This is a genomic window from Kitasatospora sp. NPDC059803 (assembly GCF_042732255.1).
Lineage (GTDB): Bacteria > Actinomycetota > Actinomycetes > Streptomycetales > Streptomycetaceae > Kitasatospora.
This window is the reverse complement of sequence record NZ_JBHWIJ010000022.1, coordinates 1-19267: the sequence shown is the minus strand read 5'-3', so window position 1 is coordinate 19267 and position 19267 is coordinate 1. Positions and strand designations below refer to the sequence as shown.

Here is a 19267-nt window from a genome sequence, read left to right as displayed (position 1 = left end):
CGGGAGAAATCTCTGGCCAACGGCCCCAGCGGTCACGGCGGCCGGGCTCCGCAGCCGGGTGTCACCGCCCGATGGACTCCTCGGCAGCCCCGAGTGCGGCCTCCCACGGGTAAGCCTCCGGTCTCCCCTGGCCCGGATCGTTCGGGACGAAGCCTCCTTCGCCGAGCAGCACTCGGACGCCGGAGTCACGCAGGGTGGCGACGCTCCGGGGGAACTGAGGGTGCCCGGTGAGCGCCGTGTTCGTACACGGCATCACCGACAGCGGGATTCCCTTGCCGATCGCCTCGGCCGCGAACCCTATGACCCAGGAGGTCGTGAGGCCGAGCGCCAGGCTGTTGATGCTGTTCATCGTCGCGGGAGCGAACAGAACCGCGTCGGCGGGCGGAAGCACGTCCGGCTCGCCCGGCCGACGGTACGTGGACTTCACCGGGTGGCCGGTCAGACGGTTCAGCTTGGGAAGCTCGTCCTGGAGCCAGCTCGCCGCGGTCGGGGTGAGCCCGAGCGCGACCTCCCACCCCCTGAACTGGGCGTGGCGGACGACCTGCGCCATGTTCAGGACCGGCGGGGCGGCGGAGCCGAAGAGGTACAGGACCGGGCGCGTGGTGGACATGGCAGTCATCGAACCCCGTGGGGATGGCCGGCGGCAAACCCTGCCGAATTCGATGATGCGCCTGACTACTTGGCGCTACCGTCGGACCACCGGGCCGAACTCCTCAAGGAACGCGCCATGACCGACTTCACGCCTGACACCGTAGGCAAGCGGATCAAGCAGACCCGCAAGCTCCGGCACATGACCCAGACCGGACTCGCCCTGAAGGCGCGGATCTCGGCGTCCCACATGGCTCAGATCGAGCAGGGCAAGCGGCAGGCCGGCCCGGCTGTCCTCGCCTCCATCGCCAGGGCGTTGTCCGTACCCGTCGCCGATCTCGAAGGACGCCCGTACATCGAGGAGTTGCGGCGCGACCAGCTCGACGGGCTGATCCAGCCGATCCGGGAATCCCTCGACATCTTCGACCTCGGAGCCGACCCGGACGTGGCACCGCGTCCGACCGAGGAACTCGTCGACCACACCGACCTGGTCTGCCGCCTGATCCGGGCGTCGGATCTGCGGAGCGCGGCGACAGAACTGCCCGGCCTGATCACCGAGACCACGACCGCGGCGCACAGTAGCGGTGATCGACGTCTCTGGCAGGCCCTCGCCATGCAGTACCGCTCCGGCTACGACCTCGCGAGCAAGCTCGGGTTCCAGGACCTCGGGTCGATCTCCCTCGACCGCATGGGATGGGCGGCGGAGCGGGCGTCCGACGCCGTGACCGCGGCGATCAGGCAGTACAGCCGGGCGCTGGCCTACCTGCGCGCCGGCCAGTACCCCCGACCGGCTCACCCTCCGGATCACCGGCGGCCACCCGCTGCACGGTACGACGACCGTCCAGGGCAGCAAGAACATCGCCCTGCACCTGTACGCTGCCGCGATCCTCGCCGACCAGCCGCTCACCCTCACCGGCGCCCCCGCGATCCTCGACACCGGCGTGTGCGCGGAGATCCTTCACCGCACCGGCACCCGAGCCACCATCGCCGAGGGCGAGTTCGAGACCCGGCCCGCCGACTCCTACTTCCCGGTCATCCCCCGACGGCCTCGGACGGTGCATCCGGACCACCGCGGTCATCGCCGCCGCCCTGCTGGCCCGCTCCGGCAAGGTCACCTTCCCACTGCCCGGCGGCGACGCCTTCTGCGCCCGGTACATCGACCTGCACCTGGCCGCCATGGAGGCCGCCGGCGCCGACGCCGAGGTCAACCGGGGCCGTGTGCGCGCCCGCTTCCCCGGAACGAAGCGCCTTCCGTTCATCACCAACGTCAGCACCAAGAAGTGGGGCCCGAGCCTGGGCGCGACGGTCACCGCGATGCTGCTGGCCGCCCGCACGCCCGGCACGTCGTCCATCCTCGGGCCGAGCATCGAGCCCGAGGTCACCGTATCCGCCGACCTCCTGGCTCGCTCCGGCGTCGGCATCACCTGGCAAGGCGCGGACGCCCTGCACGTCACCGGCACCGACCACATCGCCGGCGGCGTCTTCCCGGTCCCGTCCGACCGGCTGGAGGCCGCCACACTGGCGCTCGCCGCCGCGATCACCGGCGGCACCGTCCACCTCGACGCCTTCCCGCCCTGCGGCTTCCCGCCAGGCCTGGTCTCGGTCTTCGCCGACACCGGGATCCTCCTGACCGCCGAGCGCGGCGGAACGACGGTCACCGTACCGGCCGGGCTGCATGCGACGGAGATGGCCACCGGCCCCCACCCGGGTTACCCGACCGACGTCCAGCCCCAGCTGACCGCGGTCCTCACCCAGGCCGCCGGAACGTCCCGGATCGAGGAGCGGATCTACAGCCGACGCGACACCCACCTCGCCGCGCTGCGCAAGTTCGGCGCGGTCGTCAACGCGGAGGGCCAGCTGATCACCGTCGAGGGGCCCTCCGGGCTCGCCGCCGCTGACGTGGCGGGCGAGGACATCCGGGCCGCGACCGCGCTCGTGCTCGCCGCGCTGGCGGCCGAGGGCACCTCTACGATCCGGGGCATGTACCACCTCCGGCGCGGCTACGGCGACCTGCTGCCCAAACTCGCCGCGCTCGGTGCCAGCCTGACGATCGACCAGGAGATGCCGTGACCAGCACCAAGCCGTTGAGCCCCGACACCGTCGCCGAGCTGCAGCAGTGCCTCGACCTGCTGGTCGACGACGGCGCCCTGCCCGGCGGCGTCCTCGCCCACGGCGCCCGGAACGGCCGGCCCGCGTTCGTCTCCTCCGGCGTCATCGCGCCCGAGTGCGGGAACGCCGGGCCCGGCCCGGGCACGCTCTACGACGCCGCGTCGCTGACCAAGGTGTTGGCCACCTGGCCGCTGATCGGACTCACCGACGGCATCACAGCCGAGACACCGGTGCGGCACCTGCTGCCCGACCTGCCGGACCAGGTGCCCGGCGCGAACGTCACGGTCGGGCAGATCCTCGCGCACACCTCCGGCCTGCAGCCCGAGACCCGCCTCGACCAGTACCGGGGCCGCACCGAACCCCTCGCGGAGCTGATCTGCGGCGAACCGCTGATCGCCGAACCCGGCGCCGGCCACCGGTACATCAACCGCGGGTTCATCCTCCTCGGCCTCGCGCTCGCCCACCTCCACGGCCGCCGCCTGGACGAGCTCGCCGCCGACCTCTGGCAGTCCCTCGGCATGACCCACACCGCCTACGGACCCGTCAGCCGCTCCGCCGACGTCGCCCCGACCGAGCAGCGCCTCCCCGGCGGCCCGCGGCTGTGGGGCATCCCGCACGACGACAACGCCACCCTGCTCGGCGGCGTCGCCGGCCACGCCGGCGTCTTCACCACCCCGGCCGACCTGGCCACCTTCGCCGACCGGCTCCTCACCGCGTACACCTCCAGCCACGGACTGGGTGCCTGGCTCCGCACCAGCATGGAACCGAAGGCCGAGATCGAGCCCGGGCTCCACCGCGGCCTGGCCTGGATCCTCGCCGACGACGGCCGGGTCGCCTACCACCACGGCTTCACCGGCACCAGCCTCTACCTCGCCCCGGACACCGGCCGCTACCTGGCCATCTGCACCAACGCCGTCTACCAGCACCAGAACAACCGCACCCGGCTCGCCCCGCTCCGCAACCTCGCGCTCAAGGCCGTCGCCGCCGACTGAGAGGACCCTGCCGTGCCCCAGGCCACGCTCGCGTCGCTGACCACCCTCCGGCTCGGCGGGCCCGCCGGCGCCGTGCTCAACCTGTCCGACCCCGCGGACTGGCTCGACGCCGCCCGTGCGCTCAGCGCCCAGGAGCAGAACGGTCCCGTCGTCCTGGGGCACGGCAGCAACGTGATCGCGGCGGATGCCGGCCACCCCGGCACCGTCGTGGTCATGAACACCCGCGGCATCACCGCCAAGAAGCTCGACGACACCACGGTGGCCGTCACCGTCCAGGCCGGCCAGCCGCTCACCGACCTCGTCCAATGGGCCGCTGCCGAACGGCTTGCCGGCATCGAGTGCCTGGCCGGGATCCCGGGCACCGTCGGCGCCGCGCCGGTCCAGAACGCCGGCGCATACGGCCAGCAGATCGCCGACTCCCTCCACAGCGTCACGGTCTGGGACTGGGGCATGGGCTGCCTGCGGACCTTCCCGGCCCAGTCCTGCCGCCTGCGCTACCGCAGCAGCCGCTTCAAGCGAACCCCCGGCCGCTGGACCATCCTCGCCGCCTCGCTCCACCTGACCCACACGCCGGCGGCCCCGATCACCTACCAGCCGCTCGCGGACGAGCTCGGCGTGCCCGTCGGCGCGCGCCCGACCGTTCCGGAGGTCACCGCGGCCGTACTCGCCAACCGCCGTCGGCGCGGCCTCTTCCTCGACCCGAGCGACCAGGACTCCCGGCAGGTCGGATCCGTCTTCCTCAACCCTCGAATCACCACCGCCCAGGCCACGCGCTGGTCCGACCGCGGCTGCCCGGTCCACCAGGACAGCGATGGCGGCCTCCGAGCCAGCGCCGGGTGGCTCCTGGAGCATGTCGGCTGCCGGCCCGGCCAAGCCGTCGCCGACGGCGTGCGCTGCTCGGAACGCCGGACCCTCACGGTCACCGCTCACGGAGAGGCCACAGCGGCAGCGTTCGTCCGGGCGCTCGCTGACCTCACCGCCCAGGTCGCAGCTGCAACCGGGATCATCCTCCAGCCCGAGCCGACGCGCGTCGGCCAGTGGGTCACCGGCCCCTGATCTCCCGCTGGCCTCAGCTACTTGCCACCTCCGTCACACGCCGGTCGATCAAGGTGGCTGGGCTGGCCGAGCGCACATTGCCGAACAGCTCTTGGCCCGCGAAATGAGGCAGTGCGATCCTCCACTGAGGGCTGGAATCTGATCAGCAGGCTTACCGTCAGCTACATCGTCCGAGTGTCCCGGTTGACCGAGGTCGCAGGCCGGATTGCTGCCCATCGGGGTGAAGGATCGACGAACAGGCTTTAGGCCTACAGCCTTTCGCTGACCTTCTTCACGACTGAGGAGTTGTCCCCCGGCTACGGGAAGTCCGCAGGGCGCTCACCCCGTGGCCGTGGAGGCGGGGTGAGCGCCGTGGCGAGTCCGGACGTCGCCGTTCGTCAGACCAGCGTGACCGGAAGGTCGTCGTGTGCGGTCCGTTCGCCCCTGGGTACGGCCAGCAGGGTGATCAGCACGCCGAGCACGGCGAAGCCCGCCCCGACCGCGAACGCGAGCCGGAAGCCCTCCGTCATCGCGCCGGCCATGGCCGGGCCGCCGGCCTGCTTGCCCTCAAGGAGCTCCCTGATACGGGCGTTGGCCACCGAGGAGAGCACGGCGAGCCCGAGCGCGCCGCCGATCTGCTGGGTGGTGTTGATGAGCCCGGAGGCGAGGCCCGACTCCTGCGGTGTCACACCGGAGACGGCGACGATGGTCACGGGCACGAACGAGAACCCGAGCCCGAGCGCCGCGACCACCGAGGGCAGGAGCACGTCCCCGGCGAACGTGCCGTCGGCGGGGATGCGGGTGAACAGCAGGAGGCCCACCGCGGTGAGCGCCAGACCGCAGGCGAGGACGGGCCTGGGCCCGACCTTGGTCACCAGCTGGGAGGCGGCGCCGGCGGCGACGATGCTCGCCACCGAGAAGGGCAGGTAGGACAGTCCGGCCTCCAGTGCGGAGAAGCCGAGCACCTGCTGGAGGTAGAGGGAGATGAAGAAGAACATCGACAGCAGCGCGGCGCCCACCAGCAGGGACACCGCGTTGGCGCTGGAGAGGTTGCGGTTGCGGAAGATCCGCAACGGCATCACCGGGTGCTTGACGAGGCGCAGTTCGACCAGGGCGAAGACCAGCAGCAGGACGGCCGCGAGGCCCAGTAGCCCGATGGTCCTGGCCGAGCCCCAGCCCGCCCGCTCGGCGTCCACGAGCGCGTAGACCAGCACGCTGAGACCGCCGGTGACCAGTGCGGCGCCGGCGAAGTCGATGCCGGTGCGTTCGTGGCCGCGGCTCTCGCGGACGAACCTCGGTGTGAGGACGGCGGCGACGACGCAGATCGGCACGTTGACGAACATCACCCACTCCCAGCCCGCCCACTGGGTGAGCACACCGCCGAGCAGCACGCCGATGGCCCCGCCTGCTCCGGCGAGCGCGCCCCAGATACCGAGGGCCTTGTTGCGTTCGGCGCCTTCGATGAAGGTCGTGGTGACGATGGACAGGGCGGCTGGCGCGATGATCGCGGCGCCGAGGCCCTGCCCGACCCGCGCGGCGATCAGCAGGCCCGCGGTCGGGGCGAGACCGCCGAGCAGCGACGTGGCGGCGAACAGGCCGAGTCCGGTCATGAACACCCGCCGCCGTCCGAGCAGATCCGCGGTCCGGCCGCCGAGCAGCAGGAAGCCGCCGAAGGCGAGTGCGTAGGCGTTGACGATCCACTGGACGTCGGAGTCGGCGAAGTGCAGGTCCCGCTGGATCGAGGGCAGCGCGACGTTCACGATCGAGGCGTCGAGCACCACCGTCAACTGGGCGACGGCCAGGACGACGAGCGCCTTCCAGCGGAGCGGATCCGGGGAGGGGGTCGAGGTCGAGGTCGATAAGGAGGAAGTGGGAGGCATGGCCATGGGAGGGATACGCTCCTGTGGGTTAAAGTGGTAACCGGAATCGGACTCACGGTTCCGGATGGCGACGATACGGAGGCGCGGTTCCCCTTGTCAAACACCCCTTCCCCTCCCCCTTCCCGCTCCAGCACACCCACCGGCGGCAAGCTGCGCTCCGACGCCGCCCGCAACCGGCTCAAGGTGCTCGACGCCGCCCGAGCCGCCTTCTCCGAGTCCGGCCGGGACGCCCAGATGGGCGACATCGCCCGCAGGGCCGGGGTGGGCGTCGGGACGGTGTACCGCCACTTCCCCACCAAGGAATCGCTGGCTGAAGCGATCGTGGAACACCGGTTCCAGCAGACCCTGGACTTCCTCAGGAACGAGGTGCTCCCCGACCCCGACCCCTGGCACGGCCTCGCCCGCTCCCTGGAGTTCTGCGGAATCATGCAGGAACAGGACCGGGGCTACGCGGAGACGGTCACCGCGATGATCGGCGGCAGCACGTTCGACGCGGCGGCGATCGCCGAACTCAACGAGCTCACCGACAAGGTGCTCAAACGCGCCCAGGCCGAGGGCTCGGTGCGAGAGGACCTGACCGTCGCTGACGTGTCACCGCTCTACATCGGCCTCTGCCACGTCGTACAGGCCGGGGTCACCGACTGGCGCCGCTACCTGGCCATCATCCTCGACGGGCTGCGCCCGCGGCGGTGCGCGGACTGCTCCCGCGACTGACACCGTCCATCGCCCGCCGCCGGGGGGGGCGAATCAGGAGATCCACCGGCAAACCCCCCACCTCTCCAACTCCCTCGACAAGAACTCCCCCCGAACGTGAACCCGATGGGGAGTCGGCTGCGTGTCTACGTCTGTAGGGCGACTGCAGAGTGGCCTTACATTCGCTCAGCCACCTGGTAACGAAAGGGAGACCCAAAGATGAAGATCCTGTTCGCCATCCGTGACGCGTCCTTCGCCAAGAAGAGCCTGAAGGCCAGCGCTTGGTACATCTGGTACTAAGCCGGCTGATCGGTACCTCCGGTACCTGAACAGCTGATCCGCCCCCGCCCCTGCCCCCCCTCGCGGCCTCCGCCGGGAGATCGGGCCCGGGGCGGGGGCGGAGACCGCTCCCGGCAAAGTCTCGGAGACATCACATGGCCCTCTCCCCCGCCTCCGCCCGTTCGCGAACCACCGTGCTCTCCCCCCGACTTGAGGCCCTGCTCAGGGACCATCTGGGCAAGGACGCCGTCCGGCTCGAACCCGACACAATCGGGGTCGCCGGGCCCGAGCTCACCGACCGGATCCTCGCCGCCCGGCGCGCCACCGAGATCGAACGGCCCACCTTCAAACCGCTGCACGGACGTTCGATCACCCGCACCGAGGCATCCTCGGTGACCCGGACGATCGGCAGCGACGTGCGCGAGGCACTGAAGGCTCCGCTGCCGCCGAACATCGACCTGTCCGGTCCGTGGCCGCTCACCGGACACCTCTTCCTGCGCGACCTCATCCTCGGCCGGGACCCGCGCCGGCTGCGGATCCTGATGAGCCGCAACCTCGAACTTACGCCCCTGCTCACCTGGTTGGTGATCTCGGCCGGCGCCGCACTGCCCGGCAGGCCCAAGCCCGGCGACGACCTCACCGAACTCGGCAAGCTCACCGCGAAAGCGGCCAACTACCAGGACCGACGGTACGCGCTCGGCATGTACCGCCGAGCCGCCGCACCGGTCTGCTTCACCATCTCCACCCTGGTCGCGAACGCGCTCTGGCTCGGCGCGCCGTTCGACGACAGCACGCCGAACCGGAACATCATCTTCGAGTCGCTGCGCCTGCTGCCGCCGTCCTGGAACATCCTGCGCCGCGCCTCGCCCGAGTACCCCGCGATCGACCCGCGGATCGGCGCCGGCGACGACGTCCTCGTCCTGCCGCTGCTCTCGCACCGCGACCCGGCCCTGTGGGAGGACCCGCACGAGTTCCGCCCGGAGCGCTGGGACCACCTCGACCCGGACAACACTCCCGGCTACCTGCCGTTCGGGCACACCTCCGAACGCTGCTGGGGCCGGCACATGGTGATGCCGCTCGCCGAGCTGCTGCTGGACCAGATCCGTACGGCCGGCCTGGTCGTCGACCCCGAACAGCGGACCGCCAAGGTGCCACTGCTCGGCCTGCTCGGCGTCAGCGAGATCCGCGTCCTGAAGCCACGCGGTGCACACTGATCACATGCACGATGATCACATACAAACCGAGCGCGGGGATTCCGAGCCCGGGGCTACCGAACACAGCGCCGCCGAACCGGAGTTCGCCGACGGCCAGTTCTACGCCGACCCGCACGCCGCATACCGCCGCTGGCGCACCGAGGGCGGCGCCCGCAAGGTCCGGTTCGGCGGCGCGGCCGGACTCGAAGGCTGGGTCGTCACCGGCCACGCCGAGTGCCGGGCCGCCCTCGCCGACCCCCGGCTGAGCAAGAAGGCCGTCACCGAGGCGTTCGCCCGACACGTCGGGAACTCCGAAGGCGGCCCGGGCCGCGACCTGATGTCGCACATGCTCAACTCCGACCCCCCGGAGCACACCCGGCTGCGCAAGCTGGTCCAACAGGCCTACACCGCACGGCAGGTGGCGACCCTACGACCGATGGTCGAGCGCCACGTCGGCGCACTGCTCGACCAGCTCGACGGGCCCGACCCGGTCGAGCTGATCAGCGAGTTCGCACTGCCGCTGCCACTCGCGGTCGTCTTCGAACTGTTCGGCGCGCCGCAGGCCGAACGGGAGAACCTCCAAGTCCGCGGCAACGCCGTCGATGCCGACCCGGAGGACGACGGCGAGGCGGACGGCGGAGCGGACGGCGGAGCAGACGGCGAAGTCTCGGTGGAGACCGCCGAAGGCATGGCGGACTACCTGCGCGCCCTGGTCGACCACAAGCGCACCCACCCGGGCGACGACCTGATCTCCGAACTCCTCGCCGCCCAGGCGGACGGCGACCGGCTGACCGAGGCCGAGATCACCTCGATGGCGTTCCTGCTCGCGATCGCCGGCCACCAGAGCACCGTCAACCTGATCACCAACGGCATCCACGCGCTGCTCCGCCACCCCGAGCAACTCGCGGCGCTGCGCGCGGATCCGGCGCTGCTTTCCGGCACGATCGAGGAAGTCCTGCGCTACGAGAGCCCGTTCAGCATCGCCTCGCTGCGCCGCACGACCGAGCCGGTGACCATCGCGGGCACCGCGATCCCGGCCGGCGAGTTCGTCCAGATCGCCCTGCTCGCCGCCAACCGCGACCCGGCCGTCTTCACCGACCCCGACCGCTTCGACATCACCCGCCCGGACGCCACCCGACACCTCGCATTCGGCCACGGCATCCACCACTGCCTCGGCGCCCAACTGGGCCGCCTCCAGGCCGAAGTAGCGTTCACCGAACTGCTGCGCCGCTTCCCCGCCCTACGCCTGGCCGACCCGGCCGAGCCCGCACAGTGGCAGGAGAACCCGAGGCACCGCGGGCTGCTCAGCCTGCGAGTGCTGCTGCACTGACGCCGCCAGGCCCCCACCCGCCCAAAGCCGGTGGGGGCCGCCCATCCTCCGCACCCCGTCGAGGACCAACTCCACACACCAGAACGGTCTCCACCGCGGCAAGTGGCAACTCCCCTGATAACCGTGCTCCCACGCGCCGACTTCCAGGACTCACTGCGGCGGCGCTGAGGCTCTACGACCTTCCCCATGGAACACTCCGTAGCAGCCGGCGACCTGCCCCGCCCCACTTCACTTCGCCCGGCAGCGCCCACCGCGCACCTGTCCCACAAGAACACCGCCCAGCGGACAACCTCCTCAGCCGCGCATCCCGCACAACCAGCCGAACAGACCTGGCCCCGCAAGACCATTCAGACGCCGCCACGTCACCAGCGTCAGGCAGCGGCCCCGGACAATCTCAGCCACTGCCCCAGTGTCCAGCCTGTACGACAGCAACAGGCTGCCCCTAACCTCGGACGGCTACCACTGCCGACGGTCCTCAACCTCCACACGCGGGTACGCTTCGAGAACTCAGGCCACGACGCCGACAACCAGCCCTGGGTCAAGGAGAGATAGCAACAACAAATCGGCCGTTCGACGGGGCCTCTACCAATCAAACTAATTCAATCAAGCCCCTCAGCGGCTAATCACCCCAGGTCAAAAAGCATCGGCCCCGCGCCCGCAGGGATTGCTCCCCGGTTCTTACCGATCCGGACGCCCCGTACGGATCGGCCCCGCGCCCGCAGGGATTGCTCCGTCGGCGACCACCTGGTTCCGGTCGCGCCCACACCGGCCCCGCGCCCGCGGGGATTGCTCCTCGGCGTCGGCGCCGAGTTCCCGTCCGAGAAGATCGGCCCCGCGCTCGCGGGGATTGCTCAAGCAGGTCCCCCGGGGCCAGTTGTGCGACGCTGTCGGCCCCGCCCACGCGGGGATTGCTCCCGGCGGAACTCTGCTTCGTGGCCGTCAGCGTGGTCGGCCCCGCGTCGCGGGGATCGCTCCGACCTGACCCAGCCCCAGCTGCTCGCAGTCTCGTCGGCCCAGCGCTCGCGGGGATTGATCCGCGGAGCACATCACCATCGCCGAACTCACGCTGTTGGCCAAACACTTGTGGGGATTGATCCGTGGCAGATCCCCAGGCCCGCCCGGCGGACTTTCCCCACAGCGCACCCAGCCAGCCCCTGGCCTCGAACAGGTACCGATGGCAGCGGTCCTCAATCATCGTCTCAATCTCCACGTGCGGGTACGCTTCGGGGAGTCAGGCCACGACACTGACAACCAGCCCTGGGGCAAGGAGAGATGACAATAACGCATCGACTGTTCGACGGGACTTCTACCGATCGAACTGAATCAATCAAGCCCCTCAGCCGCTAATCACCGCAGGTCAGGAAGTATCGGCCCCGCGCTCGCGGGGATCGCTCCTGATCGAGCGCGAGCACCACGAGCAGCAACAAATCGGCCCCGCGCCCGCAGGGGTTGCTCCCCGGGCCGCCCGATCCACATGCCCACTCGATCACCGGCCCCGCGCTCGCGGGGATGGTTCAGGAGACCAGCCCATCGCACCGGTGACCACCGGGAGTTGGTCTCGTCGAGGGTGCGAGCAAGGTGGACACGAGCCTGCCAGGGCTGGTCGAAGACGGTGTCCAACCGCCTTCGACCGGCACACGGGCCCGCGCCACTGGCAACACACCACGGTGCTGCCCGACGCCCGCCGCGACACCGTCGAGTTCGCCGAACCGTCTACCAACGCCCCGCAATCGTCACCTGCACCACCGACCGGAACGGCCTCCAGGACAGCGGACAGCACCCCTGAACCCGGCACCGCCCTGGTGGCGATCGGCCCCGCACGCGCGGGGATTGCTCCTTGTCCACGTCCGCGTCACCACCGAGAATCACGTCGGCCCCGCACGCGCGGGGATTGCTCCTTCCACAGGGCCGCCCGTCCGGTCGGTGACGCGGTCGGCCCCGCACTCGCGGGGATTGCTCCTTCAGCGGGTTCGGTGAGCGGCTTCACAAGGAGTCGGCCCCGCACGCGCGGGGATTACTCGGGGTACGTCCCCGGGTGCGTCCTTGACGCAGTGTCGACCCCGCACTCGCGGGGATTGCTCCCCCACCCCCGCCACCCCGACCCATGGGGAGGCGGGGATCGGCCCCGCGCTCGCGGGATTGCTCCCCGTAGAGGAAGAGGGCGTACGTCATCTACATATCGGCCCCGCGCTCGCGGGGGATTGCTCCGGGCCCGACCCGAGCTGCACGAGCGAGAAGGAACCGGCCTCGCGCTCGCGGGGATTGCTCCAGCACCGGCTCTCCAGGGAACAGTGCGGCCCAGTCGGCCCCGCGCCCGCAGGGATTGCTCCACCTTCGGCACCATCAAGGCGAAGGCCGCGGTGTCGGCCCCGCACACGCGGGGATTGCTCCGAGCTGCGGAAGTCGACCGGCACCTTCCAGGGGTCGGCCCCGCGCTCGCGGGGATCGCTCTCAGGCTTCCGCGTTCCGGCCGTGGTCGCTGCCATCGGCCCCGCGCCCACAGGGATCGCTCCCGGGCAGCCCGGTGCAGCTCCGTCGACGCCTGATCGGTCTCGCGCTCGTGGGGATCGCTCCCGTGGCCACCTCGACGTCGATCCCGGTCTCCTATCGGCCCCGCGCCCGCGGGGATCGCTCCGCCCCCCCTCGGCTTCGGCCGGGCGGGGGCGCTTCGTCGTTACGGGGTGTCGTGCGTCCACCGCCACACGCTGTCCGCGTCCGGCTCGCACCAGGACCGTCCGTCGGCGTACCGGCCATGCCGCCATCGTGCGACCGGCATCGGACCATGCAGGTCAGGAACGTGGGGCGCGCCCGTACTCAGCAACCCAGCGCGAGGTGAGCACGATGTCTGCGGTCTCAACTGGGCGCCCGGTGGCCTGGTCGTAGTAGGTCCGTTCGATTGCCATCACCGGGACAGCGGGTGCAACACCGAGGGTCTGAGCCTCAGGTCGCGTGGCAGCCCTGGCACTCACGCGCTCAACGGGCACGCCCACGTCGATACCGATGATCGCCATGCGGTCGGCGACGCCGATACCAGCGTGTGGACCGGCCTCGGGCAGGACGATCAAGCTGCCGCCAGTGGTGGCCATCGGTTCCCAGCTCTCTGCGAGCTGCACCGGGTCTCCGTCGGCCAGGTACACGTAGGTCGTGTGCATCACCGGATCGCCGGACTGGATTTCCAGCCGGGCCGCGATGCGGGCCTCGGCGGCACGAGGCTGAGATTCGTGCCGCCAAGTACCGGCGACACCCTGTCTGGCGAGGGTGGCCTCCGTCGGGCTGCCGTCGCCGCAGGGTACGCGTTGACGGCGTACCAGGACGGTGGGCGGTTCCTGGCTGCGGACGTAGTAGCCGCGGCCATGGCGGGCGACGACCAGGCCCTCGGATTCGAGTAGCCGGTAGGCGTTCTGGCCGACGCCGTGGGAGTAGCCGAATTCCTCACGCAGTGCAGCGAGAGATGGCAACTGGGCTCCGGCTGCGAGCTGGCCGGTGAGGATCCGTTCGCGGATGTGGTCTGCGATGCGGAGGTAGGGGGATTCGGCGTCGCCTGCCATGCATGTCCTCCTACGTTCCGTGCTCGGTGGGTGACAGAGTATGCGGCCAGGCCCTACTGTATGTGTAGAGCTAATCCTTACATGTACTGGGGGATCGGTGCAGATCGGCATGTGCGCAGGAGCCGTGAAGGCTGCGCTCGGTCAGGCCACAGGCGCCCACGTACGCGTTACGCGCCCCACCGCTGGAGTAGTGCGCCTGAGCGTCCCCGCGCCTGTCGACGAATCAGTCGAACGCTGGGCTGATGTCCTGGCCATCGTGCAGTCCTGCACCTCATGGGGATCCACGGACGCAACTGGCGCGGTGGTCGTTTGGGCCGAACTGGAGGAGCCGCAATGATCTCCAGACCGGACGTCCCGTCCGGCATCGTCATCACTCTGGACACAGCCCAGGCCGGGCGCTACGTCAGCGCCGAGTGCCAACTCAACGCCCACCACGGGTGTCCCGGCGGCCTGTGGGACGAGTGCGGTGCTCGGGTGCTGGTATGCCTCTGCGGCCAGTCGGGGTGCCCCTGCGTTCGCAACCTGCCGAGCGGATCTCCCACCGGTGGCCCGAACCATCCCCCTCGCGATCAGGTCGAAACGCCCTGATCAACCCTCCGCCTCCTCGCGGGCCTGACGACGACGTCGGCCCAGGAGGTTGCACCACTCGACACACCGAGAGGAGCACTACCATGATCACTCCCGAACCCACCCCGGCACAGGCGCCGCCCCCGACCGCTCCGGACCAGTTCGTGAGCGCGGCAACGTTCGACTCCGTCATCTCCACCGTGCTCTCCAACAACGAGGGCATGAACGTCGCGATGGCCACCCGGATCACCCGGGAAGCCATCGCGTTCGTGGTCGTGGGCGCCCGCCGCCCCCACCTGGCCATGGCGCCGTCCAGGATCGTGGACGAGGGCTGGCACGCGTTCCTCGTCCACACCGAGGCGTACGCCGAGTTGTGCGAGCGCGAGGGCCGGTTCGTGCACCACAGCCCGGGATTCGACCCGGGCAACTTCGACCAGGACATCATGGAGCAGACCCAGGCTGCCATCCGGGAGGCGGGCTTCGAGGTCGACCAGGAACTGTGGCGGCCGCCGACGGACGACAGCCTGGTGACCGTAGCGGCGAGCTGTCAGCACTCGCCCAGCTGTTCAATCAGGCCGATGAAGAAACCGGAGAAGCCCTGCACCAAGCCCGCTGAATAGCGGACTCGGAACGCGTACGCTGCCGGCACACGAGTAGGAGGCATCCGATGGAGTGGATCGATCCGCGGTACGCAGACCTGGTCGCGTGCTACCGGCAGCAGGACTTCGAAGCTTTCGGGCCATTGCTCGAACGTCCCGACGGCGAGCCTGTGCCCCCGCGGCTCGGGTTCGTCATGGAGCCGCTTCGAGGCGAGTAGCAGCAGGTCAAGGCCCTGGCCGGCCCGATGGCCGGCCAGGGCTACTCGTCGCGGACCAGACGCCAGAGTGGCACGCCGATTGCCCGCGCGATGGCGCCGAGTTGGTCGAGCGTCGCAGGTGCGAGGCCGTTCTCGATCCACCCGATCGTGCGCCGGCCAAGCCCGGCGCGCTGCCCAAGCCGCTCCTGCGTGAGGTCCGCCTGTCGCCTGAGCGAGAGGATCCGGGCCCATGAACTCCTTCACACGCCGCCTGCCCAATCGAACTGAATCTACTGACGGTCCCTGACACGAATCGCCGCAGGTCAGGAAGTGTCGGCCCCGCGCTCGCGGGGATCGCTCCGCGGCGGCGATGACCTGGTTCCTGACCTGGTAGTCGGCCCCGCGCTCGCGGGGATCGCTCCTGACCGAGGTGACCTGGTAGTTGTAGCCGAGGGTCGGCCCCGCGCTCGCGGGGATTGCTCCCGGTCCTTGCCTTTTGACCGGATGACGCTGATATCGGCCCGCGGTCGTGGGGATTGTTCCGGGGCGACGGCCCAGGAGGAGAATCAGGCCTTTCGGCCTCGTGCCTCCGGGCGGGGGTTGCCGGCATCAGGGGGATCTTGGTCGGCTTGCTGCCTGGGCGACAGCTCCCAGTCCTCCCAGTAGTCGAGGGGGATGCCGTCGTCGGTGGAGGCCAGGACTTTGTGGTGCTGCTCCTTCGTCCCGTGTGCCACGTTCGCGTGGTCCTTGGTTGACGGGAACGCCCGGTTGACCTTGGGGCATGCCGTCTATCCCGCTGGTTCTGGTGCTCGGTCAGTCACGGGCCCGGATCCGGGCTCATGGCGTGATCTCTGGGGAGACATCCGGGTCTTCGGAAACCGTCATGGTGCCCGCACGGGCTCAATCGAACGCGTGCTTCTTTCTCCTTCGAAAAGGTGTCGACCTCCAGGTCGGGGTTCGACCACCGCCGTCGCCGGCATAGGCAACTGCCCTATAGGCGAAACTATTTGGACCACCGGCCGGCAGTAGCCGGGCTGCCGGCGGGAATCCCGCCTCCGGACCCCGTCGCTCCGGAGGTGGGATTCGAGGGGCCCGTCGGGCCGGCCGTGGGGGGCGATCACGGCCGGGCCGAGGGACCGGGGGGATCAGTGCGGGAGGTTCCACTTCTGGTTGTCGGCGCCGTTGCAGTCCCAGATGCCGAGCTGGTTGCCGTTGTTGGTGGCGAAGCCCAGGTCGTCCAGGCAGCGGCCGGACTGCGGGTTGAGCAGCGAGCCGTCGGACTGGGCCTTCCACTGCTGGGCGCCGCTGCCGTTGCAGTCGTAGAGCTGGACCATGGTGTGGTTGGCGGTGTTGCCGCCCTGTACGTCCATGCACTTGCCGAGGGCGCGCAGCGTCCCGTCCACGCCGACGGTCCACTTCTGGGCGTTCGTGCCGTTGCAGTCGTAGATCTGGACCGCGGTGCCGTTCTTGTTCTCGCCGCCCTGGACGTCGATGCACTTGCTCGCGTAGCCGCTGATCTGGCCCTGCGGCCCGGCGACCGGCGGCGGCACCGTCCCGAGGAAGACGACCTGCGGGAACATGATGGTGTCGCCGAAGTTGCACATGGCGGTGCTCATCCCGCTCCCGACGACGGCTCCGCCGATCGCCATGCGCATGTACGGGCCGGTGTTGTTGACGTAGTACTGGCACTGCGCCTGCACGCGCCAGATCTGCAGGGGGCTGATGCCCGAACAGGTTCCGATGACCTGGCCGCCGCCGGCGGCGATGGCGTTACACCCGCCGGCCAGCGCCGCACTCGAACTCGCCTGCTCCGCCTGGGCGGTGGCGGGCGCGGCCTGGCGCGCGGCGGCGGATGCGGCCTGGGCGGTGGCGGGCGCGGCCTGGCGCGCGGCGGCGGATGCGGCCTGGGCGGCGGCGGCGGGGACGGTGAGTGCCGCGGCGGAGGCCAGCAGCGTGGTCATCATGACAACAGCGGTACGGCGCATAAGGGTTGGGCCCTTTCCGTGATGACAGGGTGATGGCACTGCTCAGATGTTGCGCAGGTTTGGTCATGAGCATTGCAGTGCCGCCTGGGGCCGTCAACGGATGTGGGCCGACAAGATGTCGCCATTCACCTCAGCTCATCCGCGACCTGCTCGTTCCCGCCGGACGGGAGTCTGAAAGGAGTCGGACGGGAGCCGAACAGGGGCTGGATTCAGCCGAATTGACGCGATCTCAGCCCAGCGCGCGGTCGAGGTTGAAGGCCGCGCTGATCAGCGAGAGGTGGGTGAAGGCCTGTGGGAAGTTGCCGAGTTGCTCGCCGGTCGGGCCGATCTCCTCGGCGAACAGCCCGAGGTGGTTGGCGTAGGTGAGCATCTTCTCGAAGGCGAGCCGGGCCTCCTCCAGGCGGCCGGCGCGGGCCAGTGCCTCGACGTACCAGAAGGAGCAGATCGAGAAGGTGCCCTCGGAGCCGCTCAGGCCGTCCGGGCTGGTGGCCGGGTTGTAGCGGTAGACCAGGGAGTCGGAGACCAGGCCCTTGGTGAGTGCGTCCAGGGTGGAGAGCCACTTGGGGTCGGTGGGCGAGATGAACTTGGCCATCGGCATCATCAGCAGCGAGGCGTCCAGTTCGCCGTCGTCCAGGGACTGGACGAACGCGCCCAGCTCGCTCGACCAGCCGCGCCGCATGATCTGGTGGTAGATCGCGTCCCGGGTCTGCCGCCAGCGGGGCAGGTCGGCCGGCAGGCCGCGGCGGTTCGCCATCCGGATCGCGCGTTCCAGCGCCACCCAGCACATCAGCCGCGAGTACACGTAGTTCCTGCGGCCGCCGCGGGTCTCCCAGATGCCCTCGTCGGGCTGGTCCCAGTTCTCGCAGAGCCAGTCCGCCACCATGCCGACGTCCTCCCAGCCGGCGCTGCTGATCGGCTGCCCCCACTTGTCGTACAGGTAGATGGAGTCGATCATGGCTCCGTAGATGTCCAGCTGGAGCTGGCCGGTGGCGGCGTTGCCGACCCGGACGGGTGCGGAGCCCAGGTGGCCCTCCAGGTGCGGCAGCGCGTACTCGGGCAGCTCGGTGCGACCGTCGATGCCGTACATGATCTGCAACGGGCCGTTCGCGGCGGTGTCGCGCATGCGCTCGAAGAGGAAGCCCATGAACGCCTCGGCCTCCGAGGTGAACCCGAGGCGCAGCATGGCGTAGACGCAGAAGGCGGCGTCGCGGACCCACATGTACCGGTAGTCCCAGTTGCGCTCGCCGCCGACCTGCTCGGGCAGGCTGGTGGTGGGTGCGGCGACGATCGCGCCGGTCGGCGCGTAGGTGAGCAGCTTGAGCAGCAGGGCGGAGCGGTGCACCATCTCCCGCCACCGCCCCTGGTAGCGCGACCCGGCCAGCCAGTGGCGCCAGAACCGGACGGTCGCCTCGAACTGTTCCTCCGCCTCGGCGCGCGGACACGACCGGGCCGGGACGTCGTCGCCGATCTGGTCGAGGGCGAACACGACGGAGTCGCCCTCCAGGAGCTTGAAGTGCGACCACACGTCCAGGCCGTCGGTCTCCAGCGGCGCGGTGGCGGTCAGCGCGAGCGTCAGCGACGGGGAGCGGAACACCGCGACGTGGCCTTCGAGGGACACGGTGTGCGCCTCGGCGCCGTAGCCGAAACGCGGGGCGATCCGCGCCCGGAACGGGAGGATTCCCCGGACGCAGATGAGCCGCCGGATCAGCCGGTGCCGGGCGACCTCGGGCGACCCCTCGGCCACGGGCATGAAGTCCTGGATCTCCGCCACGCCGTCCGCGGCGAAGAAGCGTGTGATCAGCACGTTCGTGTCGGGGAAGTAGAACTGCCGGGTGCGGGTCGGGACGTCCGCGGCCAGCTCGAACGATCCGCCCCGCTCCGCGTCGAGGATGGCCCCGAACACGCTGGGCGCATCGAAGCGCGGACAGCAGTACCAGTCGATGGTGCCGTTCGTGCCGACCAGGGCGGTCGTCCGGAGGTCGCCGATCAGGCCGTGCTCGGAGATCGGCAGGTACCGGCCGCTGTCCGCCTGCTCGAACCCCGTCGTGTCGAACGCCATGCCGACCTCCCCGCCGCTGTGGCGCGGGCTTGGAGACGAAGCCTTCCCAGCCATGGTAGATCGCCGTCGGCGTGAGGGCCGGGCCGAGCACCGGCCGGGCCTCGCGGGCCCCAACCGGAGCGGGCCCCCGCCGATGCGGCTTCCGCCGTGGGTGTGGGGGCCGCCCCCCCGCCCCCGACCGCGAGAGCGCCCGCCCCCAAGCCCGGGCGGCGC

General features: G+C 70.3%; 15 protein-coding genes and 1 pseudogene. 9 read left to right on the top strand and 7 right to left on the bottom strand.

All coding sequences use genetic code 11. The features are described from left to right. Nucleotides 1-61: 61 nt before the first annotated feature. Complete coding sequence (locus tag ACFV6I_RS05915) at nucleotides 62-610, bottom strand: flavoprotein (protein WP_380374287.1); 549 nt, start codon at nucleotides 608-610, stop codon at nucleotides 62-64. A 117-nt stretch (nucleotides 611-727) separates the two neighbouring features. On the opposite strand from ACFV6I_RS05915, the pseudogene ACFV6I_RS05910 reads away from it, so the two are divergent. The 4 genes and pseudogenes from ACFV6I_RS05910 to ACFV6I_RS05895 all read left to right on the top strand — a co-directional run. Continuing rightward, nucleotides 728-868 (top strand): annotated as a pseudogene (locus tag ACFV6I_RS05910) (helix-turn-helix domain-containing protein); the annotation flags it as partial. 413 nt (nucleotides 869-1281) lie between these two features. Continuing rightward, nucleotides 1282-2658: a hypothetical protein gene (locus ACFV6I_RS05905; RefSeq protein ID WP_380423675.1), complete on the top strand. Its 1377-nt coding sequence runs from the start codon at nucleotides 1282-1284 to the stop codon at nucleotides 2656-2658. Then, a complete protein-coding gene (locus ACFV6I_RS05900; RefSeq protein WP_380423674.1) occupies nucleotides 2655-3689 on the top strand; it encodes a serine hydrolase domain-containing protein in 1035 nt (344 codons plus the stop codon). Before ACFV6I_RS05905 ends, ACFV6I_RS05900 begins: the two co-directional genes overlap by 4 nt. Nucleotides 3690-3701: 12 nt before the next feature. Continuing rightward, entirely contained in the window at nucleotides 3702-4745 is a 1044-nt protein-coding gene (locus ACFV6I_RS05895) for a UDP-N-acetylmuramate dehydrogenase (protein ID WP_380423673.1), read from the top strand. 377 nt (nucleotides 4746-5122) lie between these two features. On the opposite strand, the gene ACFV6I_RS05890 is transcribed toward ACFV6I_RS05895, so the two are convergent. After that, entirely contained in the window at nucleotides 5123-6610 is a 1488-nt protein-coding gene (locus tag ACFV6I_RS05890) for an MFS transporter (protein WP_380423672.1), read from the bottom strand. An 87-nt stretch (nucleotides 6611-6697) separates the two neighbouring features. Here ACFV6I_RS05890 and ACFV6I_RS05885 point away from each other — a divergent pair, with 87 nt between their 5' ends. The 4 genes from ACFV6I_RS05885 (at nucleotide 6698) to ACFV6I_RS05870 (ending at nucleotide 10099) form a co-directional block, all read left to right on the top strand. Then, entirely contained in the window at nucleotides 6698-7318 is a 621-nt protein-coding gene (locus tag ACFV6I_RS05885) for a TetR/AcrR family transcriptional regulator (protein WP_380423671.1), read from the top strand. Between the two features lie 198 nt (nucleotides 7319-7516). Next, the gene (locus ACFV6I_RS05880; protein ID WP_224285092.1) at nucleotides 7517-7597 is read left to right on the top strand and encodes a tryptorubin family RiPP precursor; all 81 of its coding nucleotides are present in this window, start codon (nucleotides 7517-7519) and stop codon (nucleotides 7595-7597) included. A gap of 134 nt (nucleotides 7598-7731) precedes the next feature. Further along, a complete protein-coding gene (locus ACFV6I_RS05875) occupies nucleotides 7732-8790 on the top strand; it encodes a cytochrome P450 (RefSeq protein ID WP_063346307.1) in 1059 nt (352 codons plus the stop codon). 4 nt (nucleotides 8791-8794) lie between these two features. After that, nucleotides 8795-10099 carry a cytochrome P450 gene (locus ACFV6I_RS05870; protein WP_380338688.1) on the top strand — a complete coding sequence of 435 codons (1305 nt, stop codon included), beginning with the start codon at nucleotides 8795-8797 and terminating at the stop codon, nucleotides 10097-10099. A gap of 2789 nt (nucleotides 10100-12888) precedes the next feature. Here ACFV6I_RS05870 and ACFV6I_RS05865 read toward each other — a convergent pair. Continuing rightward, nucleotides 12889-13647 carry a GntR family transcriptional regulator gene (locus ACFV6I_RS05865; RefSeq protein ID WP_380338686.1) on the bottom strand — a complete coding sequence of 253 codons (759 nt, stop codon included), beginning with the start codon at nucleotides 13645-13647 and terminating at the stop codon, nucleotides 12889-12891. Between the two features lie 671 nt (nucleotides 13648-14318). Here ACFV6I_RS05865 and ACFV6I_RS05860 point away from each other — a divergent pair. Continuing rightward, nucleotides 14319-14834, top strand: coding sequence for a hypothetical protein (locus ACFV6I_RS05860; RefSeq protein WP_063346310.1), 516 nt, complete (start codon nucleotides 14319-14321; stop codon nucleotides 14832-14834). A 238-nt stretch (nucleotides 14835-15072) separates the two neighbouring features. Here the strand turns inward: ACFV6I_RS05860 and ACFV6I_RS05855 are convergent, their stop codons facing one another. From ACFV6I_RS05855 to ACFV6I_RS05840, 4 genes are all read right to left on the bottom strand, one after another. Beyond that, the gene (locus tag ACFV6I_RS05855) at nucleotides 15073-15252 is read right to left on the bottom strand and encodes a helix-turn-helix domain-containing protein (protein WP_079136183.1); all 180 of its coding nucleotides are present in this window, start codon (nucleotides 15250-15252) and stop codon (nucleotides 15073-15075) included. 324 nt (nucleotides 15253-15576) lie between these two features. Further along, nucleotides 15577-15744, bottom strand: a complete 168-nt coding sequence (locus ACFV6I_RS05850; protein ID WP_380338683.1) for a hypothetical protein — start codon at nucleotides 15742-15744, stop codon at nucleotides 15577-15579. A gap of 411 nt (nucleotides 15745-16155) precedes the next feature. Beyond that, on the bottom strand, nucleotides 16156-16974 hold the full coding sequence (locus ACFV6I_RS05845; RefSeq protein ID WP_380338680.1) for a ricin-type beta-trefoil lectin domain protein: 819 nt from the start codon (nucleotides 16972-16974) through the stop codon (nucleotides 16156-16158). A gap of 250 nt (nucleotides 16975-17224) precedes the next feature. Next, the gene (locus tag ACFV6I_RS05840; RefSeq protein WP_063346311.1) at nucleotides 17225-19054 is read right to left on the bottom strand and encodes a glycoside hydrolase family 15 protein; all 1830 of its coding nucleotides are present in this window, start codon (nucleotides 19052-19054) and stop codon (nucleotides 17225-17227) included. Nucleotides 19055-19267 lie beyond the last annotated feature (213 nt).